General features: G+C 59.7%; 9 protein-coding genes. 5 read left to right on the forward strand and 4 right to left on the reverse strand.

Annotated elements, in window-relative coordinates:
• The first annotated feature begins 553 nt into the window (after nt 1-553).
• The 4 genes from ACYCVF_RS09245 to ACYCVF_RS09260 are packed head-to-tail and all read left to right on the forward strand — an operon-like array spanning nt 554 to nt 5314.
• The gene (locus ACYCVF_RS09245) at nt 554-1765 is read left to right on the forward strand and encodes an acyltransferase family protein (RefSeq protein ID WP_459606542.1); all 1212 of its coding nucleotides are present in this window, start codon (nt 554-556) and stop codon (nt 1763-1765) included.
• A 7-nt stretch (nt 1766-1772) separates the two neighbouring features.
• Nucleotides 1773-3110 (forward strand): hypothetical protein, encoded by a 1338-nt coding sequence (locus ACYCVF_RS09250; RefSeq protein WP_459601834.1) that lies wholly within the window; start codon nt 1773-1775, stop codon nt 3108-3110.
• A 9-nt stretch (nt 3111-3119) separates the two neighbouring features.
• Nucleotides 3120-4226: an acyltransferase family protein gene (locus ACYCVF_RS09255; RefSeq protein WP_459601836.1), complete on the forward strand. Its 1107-nt coding sequence runs from the start codon at nt 3120-3122 to the stop codon at nt 4224-4226.
• On the forward strand, nt 4223-5314 hold the full coding sequence (locus ACYCVF_RS09260; RefSeq protein ID WP_459601838.1) for an acyltransferase family protein: 1092 nt from the start codon (nt 4223-4225) through the stop codon (nt 5312-5314). The genes ACYCVF_RS09255 and ACYCVF_RS09260 overlap by 4 nt, the downstream gene beginning before the upstream one ends.
• A gap of 17 nt (nt 5315-5331) precedes the next feature.
• On the opposite strand, the gene ACYCVF_RS09265 is transcribed toward ACYCVF_RS09260, so the two are convergent.
• Nucleotides 5332-6447: a glycosyltransferase family 4 protein gene (locus ACYCVF_RS09265; protein ID WP_459601840.1), complete on the reverse strand. Its 1116-nt coding sequence runs from the start codon at nt 6445-6447 to the stop codon at nt 5332-5334.
• A gap of 1 nt (nt 6448) precedes the next feature.
• Complete coding sequence (locus tag ACYCVF_RS09270) at nt 6449-7282, reverse strand: polysaccharide pyruvyl transferase family protein (RefSeq protein WP_459601842.1); 834 nt, start codon at nt 7280-7282, stop codon at nt 6449-6451.
• A 110-nt stretch (nt 7283-7392) separates the two neighbouring features.
• Here ACYCVF_RS09270 and ACYCVF_RS09275 point away from each other — a divergent pair, with 110 nt between their 5' ends.
• Complete coding sequence (locus ACYCVF_RS09275; RefSeq protein WP_459606543.1) at nt 7393-8874, forward strand: lipopolysaccharide biosynthesis protein; 1482 nt, start codon at nt 7393-7395, stop codon at nt 8872-8874.
• Nucleotides 8875-8899: 25 nt separating this feature from the next.
• Here the strand turns inward: ACYCVF_RS09275 and ACYCVF_RS09280 are convergent, their stop codons facing one another.
• Together ACYCVF_RS09280 and ACYCVF_RS09285 are read right to left on the reverse strand one after the other, a co-directional pair.
• Nucleotides 8900-10024, reverse strand: coding sequence for an acyltransferase family protein (locus ACYCVF_RS09280; RefSeq protein ID WP_459601846.1), 1125 nt, complete (start codon nt 10022-10024; stop codon nt 8900-8902).
• Nucleotides 10025-10271: 247 nt separating this feature from the next.
• On the reverse strand, nt 10272-14180 hold the full coding sequence (locus tag ACYCVF_RS09285; RefSeq protein ID WP_459601848.1) for an RHS repeat protein: 3909 nt from the start codon (nt 14178-14180) through the stop codon (nt 10272-10274).
• Between the last annotated feature and the right edge of the window lie 492 nt (nt 14181-14672).

Consider the following 14672-nt stretch of genomic DNA (forward strand, 5'->3'; position numbering starts at 1 on the left):
GAGAATACGCGAAACTTGGCAGACAACTATGTCAATTTTTGTGCGACGCAAAAGCCGTCGCATGTCGACCGGTGATTGCGCGTCACCTGTGCGTTCTTCGATCGGTTGTGGATGGAATCTACTATGCACGTGTGAGCGGCAGATCGTGCCTAGTAATTCTCCAAGTTGAAAACATATGAGGCATCTGCGCATTCACGCGTCGTAAAACCGACACAAGTCGTCAGCGCCATTCTTGTTCCGTGGCGCCTGTCATTAAGTTCGCGATGTCTGCACGTTGACGTGCCGATGTGATCTATCGCAGCTCGAATCGCAACAGCGCCGAATTTCGCGCACACTTTGCACGCAAATGCTCGCAATCATCCCGCGCGATTCAAGTATGCGCGCCTACCCAGTGAAAGATGGCGTGAACTTGGCGCTCGCATGTCGAATGATTTGCGAGCGTTGAATTTATCGCCGGTCATCATGCGCCGAATGCGAGTCCGCGAATCCGGAGATTGAAAGCAGGCGAGACCTCCTCCACACTGCTGCGGTGCAATAGCCATGGAACGTTGATGTGACGGAGCTGGTTCATCGTGAGAAGACGCACGTCCTGCCGCTCGACAGCATTCGGGGGATCGCCGCGACGTCGGTGGTGATCCACCACCTTCTGCTGATGCCGACCTTTCTGGCGGCATTCCCGCACAATGCATGGATCAACTGCTCCTTCTTCAGGAGCGCATGGCTGCTGGTCGATCTGTTCTTTGTTCTCAGCGGAATGGTCATGGCGCTCAGCTACGTCGAGATCGACTTCACGCGCTTCTCGCTGCGCGAGTTCATGATACGGCGCCTGGCGCGGGTCTACCCGCTGCATATCGTCATGCTGCTGGCAAACCTCGTCTTTCGCCTGCTGCGCATCGGCCTGGTCATGGCGGGCGTCGTGGCCGCCGCCCCCGCGGCCTTCGAGGTGAACAACGCCTATTCGTTCGGCCTCAACGTTCTGCTGCTGCATTCGGTGGGCTTCATCGACTACCTCAGCTGGAATGCGCCGAGCTGGAGCATCAGCGTCGAATTCTGCACCTATCTCGTGTTTGGCTTGATCGTGCTCTTTGCCCTGCGCATGCGCTCGCTGTCGTGGTTCTATGTCCTCTCCGGGCTGCTCGCGGTCGGAAGTCTGGTCTTCATCATCCTTGTGCTCGAAAAGAAGAGCCTTGAGCTTCAGACGGATTTCGGCCTTCTGCGCTGCTTCGTCGGTTTTTTCCTGGGCGTGTTGATGGTGAGGATCGTCGATCGCCTGCCCGCCAAGCCGGGCCCTGCCGTGCAGGGCGCGTTGCAATCTGTCGCCATGATCGCGAGCTTCGCCCTGGTGTCCCTGGCGGAGACCAATCCTGCGGTGACTTTTCTCGCGCCAGTGATGTTCGCGATCTTCCTCGGCAGCTTGCTGGCCTTTCCGGATGCGCTGCTGGTGCCGCGGATCCTGGTGGCCAAGCCGCTGGTTTGGCTCGGGCGCCGTTCGTACTCCATCTATATGGTGCACGCGCTCGTGGTGCTGCTGGCTGAATACTTCGTGCGGGGCGTGGGGGCGGGACGAATCGCCGCCCTGGACTCGATCTGGGCAGGCCTGCCGGCCACGCTGAATCTCGTCGTTTCACTGGCCGCCGTGCTGGCGGTTTCGCACCTCACCTATCTCTACGTCGAAATTCCAGGCGGCAAGCTCCTGCGAAATGCGTTCGGACGCTCCCCGGATTTTGCGCCATCCCCCGCCCGGTCGGCGCGGCTGAGCAACTGAGCCGGGCATGAACACTTTCGCGCTGCAACCTCGCCGGATTGCGCTGATCAGCCTCAACATCGAGGCGATCGCGCTCGCGGCCTATCTGGTCCGGGATGCCTTCGGTGGTTTGATGCGGTACTACACCAGCATCATGCATTTGGATGCGCTTTGGTTCGTGCCAGATGGCATTGCGCTTCTGTGCCTGGTCCAGTTCATCGTGCATTGTATCTTGCGCAACCGCAGCATCATGGCTGCAGTTGTTCTTGTGCAGATCATGCTGTCGCTGGTGCTCGGCTACTTCATGTTGGGAACGGTCAACGCGGCGATGTCGTCTTTTAAGATGATGCTCCCGGTGTTCGTCGGATTCTGTTTCTGCGACACCAGTCTGGGCTCTTACAAGAAGTTGCTGTCGGTCATCGCCGCGACGTTCTACCTCTCGCTGATCGGCGTGCTGCTGACGAAATTCTACCTGATGCCCTGGGTCGGATACAAATATGAGTCCTTCGGCGCCGTTCGTGAGGCGGGTCGACTATGGTGGGCCTATGGCGGTGACGATCAGCGTCTCACGGGCTTTGCTGCAGAAAGCACCATGGCGGCCTTCTTCATACTCGTGTCCTTCGCAATTACGTCGATCCGTAAGAGCACGATGTGGTGTCTTCTGTTCGGCTCTCTTGCAATCTACATCACCCGCCTGACGACCAGCAAGACGACCATGATCGTCCTCGTGATCTACTTGATTCTGCTGGTGCTCGTGCGGATGCTGCCGGAGAAGTCGCGCTTCCCCGCGATCCGGACCATTGCGCTGTGGTCGTTTGCCGCGATCCTTGTGCCGTTCTTCATGATCGTGATTGCTTCCGGTACCGCCGCGGTGCCGCACACGACCCTGTTCAGCATCGTCGACCGCATCAACAACAGCTGGCAATTGCCGTTCGTCTACTTGAATCAGCTCATGCCCATTGGCCTCGTGACCGGCTGCGGCGTCGGCTGCTTCAACTATCCGCAGAAGCTGTTCTCGCCGCTCGCGCACTTCTGGGTTCCCGTCGACAATTTCTACATCGGCACGTACCTGATGTTCGGTCTCCCGTTCGTCGCATTCATGGTGATGGTATTCCGGGCCACGTTCGGAGCGACCGACGTCTACAAGCTGACGCTGATCTTTGTCGTCAACCTGTTCACGATCACCGTTCTGAACTACGGTCCGGCGTCCGGCCTGCTGATCATCGCGTTGAGCTTCAGCGAGGTGTTCTCGCGGCGCGCGACGTCCGCGAGGGCAGGCGATGCCGTGCCAATCATCATGCGGCCACCGATGCCGTCATTAGAAGGCTTCCGCCCGGATTTACCGGCGGCGAGCGGAAGCAGGTGAGAACGAACGATGCATAAACGGCTCGCATTCATCGACACACTGCGCGGCATTGCCGTGTTGGCGGTCCTGGTCCAGCACGTCTTCGAGGTCATCGTCGAAAAGCACCCGACGGGTGCCTATTACTGGCCCATCCACGACGTATTCGGCTACTACATGAACTTTGGCCGGTTCGGCGTCGTGCTGTTCTTCTTCGTCAGCGGCTTCGTCATTCCGTTCAGCTTCCCGGACAGCGCCACGCCTGTGCGCGACTTTACGATCAGCCGGCTCTTCCGGCTCTATCCGGCCTATTGGACCTCGATCGTGGTCGGGCTCGTGTCGATGCAGCTGCTGGATTCGAAGAGTTATCCGCTGGGGCAGATCGCCGCGAACGTGACGATGTTGCAGACTTTCGTGAACGTCCCGAACCTCTGGGTGTTCTACTGGACGCTCGCGATCGAGCTGCTGTTCTACGTCGGATGCACCATTCTCTTTGCGATGGGGCTATTGAACCGGCGCTTCACAGCCGTGACCATCGTCGTTGCAACTGCGCTGATCGGAACCACCGCTGCGCTCTTCGTTGAGAGCAGGACAGTCTCCTCGATAATGGAGGTCGGGCTGAACCTGTCGGCGATGTTCCTGGGCAAGATCATCCGCGACACCGTCATCGGCGGGAAGTTGCGATGGACCCATGTGACCGTCTGCACGCTCATGTATGCGGTCTTCGCCGTCACCCTGTCCGATCGCCGGTTCGGCGGCGTGTATCACGAGAATTTCTTCTACAGCTATTCGATCGGATCGGCCTATGTCTGCGCGGCGCTGGTCTTCATCGGCTTTGCCCTGTACGGCGAACGAATGGCCTGGCGTCCGATGGCATTCGTCGGCGTGATCAGCTACTCAGTCTACCTGATGTCGCCGTTTGTGATCGTCTACGTCCATCGCCTCGTCTGGTTCGGCGACGGACCGCTCGGATGGTCGATCTTCCTGGTCGTCATCCTGGCCTTGTCGATCCTCTTCAGTTGGATGACATACGCTTTCATCGAGAAGCCGAGCATTTCCTTCGGGCAACGATTCCGTTCCGAGCGAAGAAAGCCGGTCGTCCTCGAGCCATCCCTCAGCACTCAGGGTGCCGCGGAGTGATCAAGGCACCTCACCAGCCGGGCGCCGCCTATGACGGATCGTTTCTTCCTTCGGTCCAGGGACTTCGTGCCATCGCGGCCCTGAGCGTGCTGATGGATCATTTCTACGACATGCCGAAGGCAGGGATGTACGACATCCCGAACCCCGGATTCCTGCCGCCGCTCTGGCCCTGGCTGCAATCGGTGATCAATGTCGGCGGCCACGGTGTCGAGCTGTTCTTCATGATCAGCGGCTTCCTGATCCCGGCGAGCCTAATACGCCACGGGTCGCTCTCGCGGTTCTTCTTCGACCGCATCCTGCGCATCATGCCGGTGTTCGTCGTCCTGCACCTTGCGCTGTTCGCGATCGGGCCGATCGTGGCTTACAAGTTCTTTCGTGACATCGATCTGACCACCTATCTCGCGATATTCGCAGCCAATCTGTTCTTCGTGCAGGATGCGCTCGGCTTGCCCATTGCCCAGCAGAATGCCTGGACGCTGACGTATGAGTGGGCGTTCTACATCTGGTTTGCACTGACATTCTCGATGTGGCGCGGCGGGGGCAAGCTGCTGGCGGCGCCCCTGATTCTGCTGGGCCTGGCTTGCCTGATGCACTGGCCGATCACTGCGTTCTTCTGTATCGGAATGCTGTTCAGCGCCACCGGGTTTCGTATCTCCATCCCCGGACGTCTCGGCTTGCTCGCGGGCCTCGCCTGCGGGGCGGCCCTGTATGCGAGCCTCGTGCTGTTTCACCCGTTCGTGGGGCTCATTCCCGGATTTCTGCTGTTCGGCATGGTGCTTGCCCCGGAATCAGGCCTCGGCAGGGCTCTGAGCACGCCGGCGCTGCAATACGTGGGCAAGATCAGCTACAGCCTCTATCTCGTGCATCCCTTCGTGCTCTTCCCCTTGCAGGTGGTTGGCCTGAAGCTCGTCGCCGCCGGCGTCGACCGCTGGCTGCTGTGGGCGGCTTTCATCGTGCTCGGGCTGGTGATGTCACTGGTTGCAAGCGCCATCAGCTATGAATTGATCGAGGTCCGGCTGAGGCGCTTGCTGGACGGCGCGTTCCGCAGCACGTTCTTTCGACCGCTGAAGGTCGGGCAATCGGCTTGAGAGAGCGCGTGTCGCGCTCACTTCACGGTGCGACCGGCGAGCCTGTGATAGGATCCAAGCAACCGTTCGGCGATGTGGTCCCAGTTCAGGGGGCCGGCCGCGGTCTGCCGCGCGCCGTCAGCCAACGTCGCGGCGAGTGACGTCGACGTCAGCACGCGTTCGAGCGCATCGGCGAGCGCAGTGGCATCGCCGGGAGGAACCAGGAGGCCATTGACGCCGTCCGTTACGACGTCGGGAATGCCACCGGTGGCGCTGGCGACGACGGGACGCGCATTCCCATAGGCGGATGCGAGCACCCCGCTTTGTGATGCATCCTTGTAAGGCAAGGCAACCACGGTGGCGGATTGAAACAGGCGTCCAGTCTCCGCAGGCGAAATGTAGGCATTGATGGTCTTGACCGTCGGCATTGCCTCCATCCGCGCGCCAAGCCGTGTCATCTCGGGGCCGCGGCCGGCGACGATCGCTTCATGTGCCACGCCGCGTCGGGCCAACATGTCGAGCGCGTCGACGAAGACGTCCAGGCCCTTGTAAGCCCACATCCGTCCAAAGAAGAGGATGCGCCCGGGTTCGGGCTCGGTGAACGAGCTTTTGTCCGGCGGAACCATGAGCACGCCGTGCATGCTGGAGACCGTCTCGCCCTTGAAGTCGGGCGAAGCGCGACGAAAATCGGCAATGCAGCTCTCGCCATGCGTCGTGACGATCGAGGCGGCCGCGCGCATGCGCCCACGCCAGGCATCTTCACGTGGCGAGGTGCCGGAGCCGCCCTCCGAGTGCGGGATAGCATCGTGAACGGTCAGCACCAGGGGAATGCCGAGCGGACGGAGCAACTGGATCAGCCTGGACGTGTAGATCTCGGGAACTTCGTGACAATGAATCACGTCCGGACGAAACGAAATTACATCCATGAAGGACGCGGGGATGCCGATCGCGCCGCCGCGGCGCAGGCTCAGATCGCGGATACGCGTCTCGAAGGGCGCCGCCACGGCGATATCGGCCAATTCCCATTGCTGGTTCGCGTCCTTCTTGTTGAGCACGAGGCGGACGTCGCAATGATGCGCCAATCCCGATGCGAGCCGGTAAGAGTACTCCGCAAAATGCGGTGCGTAGATGGCCACGCGGAGGCGCTTGGCCATGTCAGCTCTTTCCGCTCCAGAGGTCGATCGGGAATGCATTCATCAAGGCACGATGGTCAAAGTTGAGGCGTGCAGCTCCACCCATCTCGCGACCTTCGTCAATGCTCGTCGCAAACTCGACGGCGAACCGGCCGGTGCCCTCATAATAGTCACGATACTTGAACTCGGACTCTGCGCTGCTCAGTCGCACGTATCGAGCCGGTATTCCGAATGCCTCGGCGACGATGATGCCGTGGAGCGAGCTGGCCAGAACCAGTTCAGCTTCGAGCATGGCGTCAATTCGCCGGTTCCAGGATCCCAGCGGTGAGACCACTGTATCGGCGGTAGGGTCGACGAGATTCAAATCGTGCAGATTCGGAACGAACACCCACGGCTTCTTGGCAGTAGGGTGAAAGCGATTCGGAAACAGCTGAGGAAGCAGCAACGCCGGGTCTCCGAACACTTCGGGTACCGCGATGCCCCGGCGCTGCAGAATCTCACGTGTACGAGGGCCGCGCACCGCTCGCACGTCCAAGTTCTGCACGCGATGGTTGAGATCGCCCTGGCCGGGGCGCCCGTTTACGCCGCTTCCCCAGATCACATCGCCATTTCGCGCGTAATGGAGCACGGAGCCGATCGCGAACAAGCGCGTTTGCCGCGGCACCTCGTCGGCGAGCGTATAGCCGAAATGCCGCAAGAGATGGTCAACGACGATTATCGAAAGATGGTCGCCGAAATTTATCGTTCCGTCGTCGGGACGCCAGAAGAACAAGTCCACGTGCGGATAGGGCAGTTGATGAATAAAGTCGCAACCGACCTCGTTGATCAGCCGCCGTAGATTGCCTCGAAAATTCATGCTGCCTCGGATCGTAGCTGCTTTCTTGCCGTAGTGTCCTCGTAAACAAGGCGACTATTGGACCATTGCAACCAATGGCTCATCGAGGAACGTCGGCCTAACCCGGAATTGTGACAGGCTTCCAATTGCGCCACGAGATTGTCAAGCCGCGCTCGATCGTTTCGGGCGTTATTTGGTCCGCACTCGATTCCGCAGTCGGGCAGGCTCTCACGCTCGCAATCTACATGATCATGGCGCGGCTGCTATCGCCGCAGATTCTTGGCATCGTGGCAACAGGGGCGCTGGCGCTCGAATTCTGCCGGGCAGTCCTGATCGAGAGTATCGCGATTGCCGTCCAGGCGCGTCCCGAGCCGAAGGACGAGGATTACACTGCCTCGTTTTGGCTCATCGCGGGCCTCTCCTTGTTTGCAGCGCTCGCACTGTTCGCCTCGAGCGGCGCTATCGAACAATTCTCTGGTCTTTCGGATCTTGCGATCGTTCTCAAAGGATTTTGCATCGTGGTGGCCGTCCAAGGCCTGTCACGGACGCACGAAGCCTGGTTGACGCGCAATCAACTGTTTCGGTCCCTCGCCATCCGCTCGCTTTGCTCCATCTCGGTTGGCGGAGCCATTGGGATCGGGCTGGCGATCCAGGGTTACGGGGTCGTTGCGCTGGTCGGACAGCTCGTGTCGACTTCGTTGATCTCGCTGGTCAGCCTTTGGATCCTGACGCCCTGGCGCCCTCGGCTCCGGGTTAGCCGGCAGGCTGCTATCAATCTCCTGAGCTATGCGCGCTACGTGGCGCTGACGGGAATCACGAACTTCGCCAATGCCAATTCCGATCTGATTTTCGTCACTTGGTATACCGGCGCCGCCGGCGCGGGCTTCTACAGCCTCGCCAAGCGCCTGGTCAACGCCGTGAGTACCGTGATCGGAAATGCGTTGAACCGCGTGTTTTTCGCGACCATCGCTGGCCTCCAGCATGACCGGGAAGCGTCGCGTTCGACGCTGGTTGACTTCGTCAAGTACACTTCGCTGCTGACGGCCCCGATCTTCGCTGGCATAGCGGTTCTGGCGCCGGATCTGATCGTTGGCTTCTTCGGATCCAAGTGGGGTGAGGCCGCCCCTCTACTCGCGATCATGTCGATCACCGGATTCTTGACTACGATCGGCCTCTACAATCACTCCGTGATCCTGGCGTTCGGCAAACCGCACTGGCAGACTTGGCTGACGCTGATATACGCGATTTCGAACATAGCAATCTTCATCATTGCTGCGCCGTTTGGCCTGATCGCGATTGCTGTCGGCTACGTCGTTCGCGCCTTGTTGCTGTATCCACTATCCGCCGGAGCCTCGATGCGGATCCTGTCGCTCGGCACCAGGCCCTATGCCGCGGCGTTGACGCCCGCACTTGCGGGCTCCGCGGTGATGGCATGCGCGGTGGTTGGTGCCTCCGTTACCATGTCGGCCACGTCCCCATGGCTGCGTCTTGCCGCGCTCGTGGTGCTTGGTTCTTTGGTTTATCTTGTCTTCGTTGTTGCGGTCGCCCGGCCGGCCGTGGTGCGGATATGCCAGGAAGTCTTGGATCGTGTGCGGCGATCGTCGAGGACCTAGCCGCAAGAGGATCTGGCCTGCACACCTAGCTCGCGTTGGCCGTCTGTCTGCTCTCGGACAGATCGAGCGGCTCGGCATTCGGGATACGGGCTGATCTTGCATTGCCGGGTGCAAGCCGGTTGATCAACTTTCGAGCGGGATCCTCGACATAGTGATATGTCACGTCGGCAACGACTGTCAGAACGATGCAGCAGACCAGCGCAAACACTGGAAACATGTTTGGTTGAAGTCCGAAAAAGTGCCAGGCCGGCTTGAAAAGCAGGATCAGCAGCACTTCGTGTACCATGTAGATCGCATATGATGTGTTGCCGAGGCGGCCAAGCCAGTCAGAACCGGGAAACCGGGCGAAGGCGCTTTCTCCAGTGGCTGTGACGAGGATCGCGAGAGAGAACAGTATGATTGCAAGGTCGGGCTTGGCATAGACGTTGAGGACCAGAATCGAGACGACAAACAGCGCTATGCCGGCGAATGCGACCGGCTTCTTGCGATAGTCGCTCGAGAGCCTGAACAGGACAGTCAGGAGAATCCCGTTCAGGAAGCTCGGCAGGGCCCGCAATATCCCGAAATCGAAGGTTGCCCCGTACATCTGCGAGCGTTCCTGCCAGATCGGCAGGTGAGCGTGGGCGAGGATTCCATAAGAGAGCGCGACGACGATCGCGAGCATCAGCGGCGAGATCCTGCCGGCCAGCAGCATGAACAGTGGGAATAGCAAGTAACAGAACAGCTCGGCGCTGATGGACCAGGCCGGCGAGTTGAAGCTGAGGTGATCTGTGACACCCCACGCCTGCACGAGGAAGAGGTTTTGAATGAAATCCAGCCAGCTCGCGTGCGAGGTCGGACCGGATATGCCCACGAGAGCAAGGGCCGCGAATATCAATAATGTGAGCAGATGCAAGGGGTAGATTCGCGCGATCCGCCTGACGAGGAAGCGCACATAGGAGCGCGGGCCTGTCGAGGTTGACGGATAGGAATAGGAGATCACGAAGCCGGACAGGATGAAGAACATGTCCACGAACAGGCCGTAGGACCCGTTCCAGGCCGGCGAGATGCCGGGGTCGATCAGCTTCAGGTGGAAGATGAAGACCCCGAGCGCGGCGACGAAGCGATAGAAGTCGAGAACGACGAAACGTCTTGCTTCACTGGCTTTCATCGGGTCTCGGAGTCCTTGCGCGGTTCGTCTCTCTCTAGAGCCCAATTGTGACGCAAGTTCGCAACTGCGTTGGCCGATGCGGCGCAATCGCGGCAGTCCGAAAATTCATGGGGCCCATCCGATTGCGGATGGCAGTGGGCTCTCTGCTCATCGATGAGGCAGGCGCTCGAAAAACGAACAGTGGGGGCGGGACATGGTCTCGCCCCCCAGCAACCCTGCCGCCCTTCTGGGCGGTACTTCGCAGTGATCAGACGAACAGGAAGTCGTGGCTCGTCAGGCTGGAGACATAGACGTTCTTCAGCAGGATCGAGTCGGTGGCCGAGAACGTGATGAGGGCGTTCGTGCCGGACTGCGTGATTTGCAGATGGCTGTAGTCCTCCGCCAGCAGCTTCGAGATCTGGATCACGTCGTGCGTCGCGCTATTGCCGGCCTGGAAGTTGAGGATCTGGTCCTGGCCGTGGTCGTACGCGACGGTCGTCGAACTCGGCGCCGCCGAGAACACGTCGTTGCCGGCCCCGCCCTGGATCGTCACGCCGCTGGCGACGGCCGTGACGTTGTGGGTGCCGTCGGTCTTGGCCTGGTCGAGGAACTGCAGCGCGTTGGCGCTGTTGTAGCTTTCGTGCTGGGTCGTGCCGGACTGTCCGTTGAAGTTGAACAGGAAGACGTCCCTCGAGCCGTCGGCGTGGCTGGCGATCTCCTGGGTCTTGATGCCGGCGCTGTTATAGATGTCGGTCAGCTTGCTGCCGTCATTGTTGATGATCTGGGTAAAGTCCAGTGTGCCGTCGGCGTGGGTCCTTGTGATCTCGACGATATTGCCCGAAGCATCGAGGTGCTGGTGCTGCGTCGTGTAGGACTGGCCGGTGACGTTGTAGTTCCAGTTGTCCGACGTGCCGTCGGCGTTCTTGATGTAGGCAGCGGTCTTGATGCCGCCGGTATAGACTGTGGTGGAGTTGTAGCCGTCGCTCTTGGTCGTCACCTCGCTGGTGATAATGCCATTGGCGTCATACCAGCCTGAGGTCTTGGTGCCGTCGGCGCTCTGCACCAGGGTGAATGCCAGGCTGTCGTCAGCGTGAGTCCGCACGATGCTGGTAAGGAAACCCGTAGAATCGTAGGTGTCGTGCTCTGTCGTGTAGTTCTGACCGATGACGTTGAAGAGATGGACATCCCGCGAACCGTCGGCGTGGTAATCGGTTTCTGTCTTCTTGATGCCGGAGGCGTCGTAGTTGGTCACCACGTTGCTGCCGTCGCTGTTGACGACCTGGGTATAGTCTAGCGTGCCGTCGGCGTGCCAGCGGGTCACTTCCGTCGTCTTGCCGGTCGGATCGAGATGCTGGTATTGCGTGGTAAAGCTCTGGCCGGTGATGTTGTAGCTGTAATTGTCTTGGCTCCGGTCGGCATTGGTGATGTAGGCCGCAGTTTTCAGGCCGTTGGTATAGAGCGTTGTCGAGCTGTACCCGTCGGCCTTCGTGATCACCTCGCTGGTGAGGACGCCCTTTGCATCGTACCAGTCCGTTGTCTTCGTTCCGTCCTTGCTCTGCACCAGCTTGAAAGCCGGGCTGCCGTCTGCGTGTGTACGAGTCAGCGTAGTCAGGAAGCCGGTCGTGTCGTAGACGTCGTGTTCGTTCGTGTAGTTCTGGCCGGTGATGTTGAAGAGGAAGACGTCCTTGCTGCCATCGGAGTGATACTCGGTTTGCTTCGTCCGTACTCCCTTCGAGTCATAGTTGGTGATGACGCTGCTCCCGTCGTCGTTCACGACCTGGGTAAAGTCGAGCGTGCCATCCGCATGCTTGCGGGTGACGGCCGTGACTTTGCCGGACGGATCGATGTGCTGGATCAGCGTGGTGTAGCTCTGGCCGGTGATGCCATAGGCATAGTTGTCCAGACTACCGTCGGCGTTCTTGATATAGGCTTTCGTCTTGACGCCGTTGCTGTAGAGGGTTGTCGAGGCGAAGCCGTCGGCCTTTTGGACCACTTCGCTGGTCAGGCTGCCGGCGGCATTGTACCAGTTGGTCGTCTTGGTACCGTCAGCAGTCTGCATCAGCTCGAAGGCCATGCTGCCGTCGGCATGCAGGCGCGTGAGAGTCGTGAGGAATCCGGTCGAATCGTAGACGTCGTGCTGGGTCGCATAGTCCTGGCCCTTGAGGTTGTAGGTCCAGACATCCTTGCTGCGATCAGCATGGTAGGCGGTCTCGACCAGCTTCACTCCCGTGGCGCTGTACAACGTGATCACGCTGCTGCCGTCGCTCTTGTAGACTTGGGTTGAATCCAACGAGCCGTCGGCATGGCTGCGAATGACCGAGGTGATCTTCCCCGATGCATCAAGGTGCTGAACCTGGGTGGTAAAGCTCTTTCCGGTGACGTTGTAGGAATGGTTGTCCTGCGAACCATCAGCGTTCTTGATATAGGCGGCGGTCTTGACGCCGTTGGTGTAGAGCGTCGTGGAGTAGTAGCCGTCGGGCTTCTGCACGATCTCGCTCAGAAGAGTTCCGGCCGTATTGTAGGTGTCGGTGGTGCGGATGGCGTCGGTTCCGACGTGAACGAATTTCGTCTTCACGCCGGCAGTGTAGCTGATCAGATCCTGGGAACCATCGCTGTAGATGATGGTGGTCGAGGTCGGCTGACCGCTGGAATTGAGCCCGGTGTCGGACCTCGACAGCAGCTTTCCGCTCGCGTCGTAAGTTTTCGTGTTGGTCCAGGTTGCGGCCGTATTCGTCACCGAGAACGAGTATCCGCCCTCGATCTTGGACAGCGCGCTGCCGTAATGGGCGATGATGTAGTCCATGGTCGCCTTCGAGGCGACCTGCAGGACATGGGAGTCGGTCAGCGTGATGGTCTGCAGCGCCGTCGAGTCGCTCAGGTCCGAAAGTTGCGGCACGATCTCGGCAGCCGTTCCGGTGACACTGGTCCGGGTGTCCGGCGGAGTAGGCGTGGTCGGCGGTGCGTCGATCTCAATGATCACGGGGTGATCGCTGACCGGAATCGTGATCGTGCTGACGTCCGTGTAGCTGGCAATCGCGGTGGTTCCCGTCAGCGTGTCGTATACCTTCACGGTATGATGGACGGCGCCTAGGTTCACTGTGACCGTCTGGGCGCTATTGCTGATCTCGGTATCGGTGGCATCGTTCCAGAGCTTCGGCTCGGCCCACACGACGAGTTCGTAGGCGCCGTTGCTCTTGCCGAGCACCATGCTGTTGCCCGAGGCCGGCATGTTGCTCAGCGTATAGTTCAACGGGTCAGTCGGCGGCTGGCCGCCCTTTCCGTCATCGGCCAGAACAGTCGTCAAATTGTGTATCGCCGTCGCGGCGAGCTTTGGCGTTCCGTCGGAGTTGAACAGGCCGAAATTGGCTTCGGGATTGGTATTGCTCGCGGACGAGTCGCGGTCGAACAGCTCGTAGAGATACGTCGAGCTCACGCCGGCCTTGTAGGCATCGACCAGTGTGTTCAGGATCGATTTGGCCTGCACCGTCTCGCTGACGCCGAGATACTGGGTGTTGGCCTGCGTTGTGTAGCCGGTTTCCGTGATGACGACGGGTTTTCCCGGTGCCGCGGTCATCACGGCGCTCAGCGTCGCCGCAATGGAGCTGCTGGGATTGAGGCCGGTGCTGACATAGGCGTGGGCGTTGGCGTAGTCGACGGAGCCCGACATGTTGCCGAGCTGGCTGTAGCCCTGGGGATCGTTGTAGGCCAGCGACAGATTGTAGACCGGGATGCTGGCAAGCGCGGCGTTGGCATTGACGGCCTGATAGAGCGCGCTCTGGAATTGGGCCGCGGCGGTGAGGCTCGAGCTGCCATTGTAGCTGAAGGGCTGGTGGTTGGCCTCGTTGAGCCCCTCGATGGCGCTGATGCTGCCCGAATAGCTCGTCGCGAACTTCTGGAGCGAGGCGATGTAGTTCTGAAGTCCCACCGTACCGGACTGGGGCAGCGCAGACGACACCAGAAAGTCGAACTTGTAGCCGGCGGCGGCGAGGCCCTCGACGACCGGCTGCGCAGCGGGGCTCGTCCCCATCGCGTCGCGAAGTTTGGTGACGCCGAGATACTCCAGGTTGTCGACCATCAGCGCGAGATTGTTGTAGCCGGTCCATCCGAAGCCGGCATGCGTGTTGACGCCGATGGAGTTGATGAAGTCGCTGGCGGACAGGATTGTTTGGTCAGGCATTGCACACTCGAATTTCAGCGCGAACAAAATTGCTCGCAGGGATTTGCGTTCAACCTTCTCTGTCGAGTGTGAATTTCAGATAAAAATCGAAGCTACAAATCGCGAGTGAAATGCGGTTCCTTGTACAGGAACAGGTCGACTCGAGTCGCAGCAGAATGCTGATGCGATGCCTGTGCAGGATGGCGTGACGAAGGCACTTTCAAGATTTCTGCATTCAGCGCTGCTGAATAAATGCGCATGCCGTGCGCGAATTCGATCCGACACTTGGGCTTGAGAGCGTGCCCACACGGATCGCGAGGCGGTGGCTCCTCATTTGGGTGCCGAGACTTATCCTCATCATCGGATTGCACAGGGAGCCGGCAGCTGCCGCTTTCATGGGCGGGCAAGATATTAAGTTTAATCGTAATGGTTGTGTCCGTAATTTCCCGGATGCGCCCATCAGTTGGATCAAATGAGCGCGTCAGTTCCGCGCCGGAACTGTTCAGCTGCGTT

This window comes from Bradyrhizobium cedriense (genome assembly GCF_054602315.1).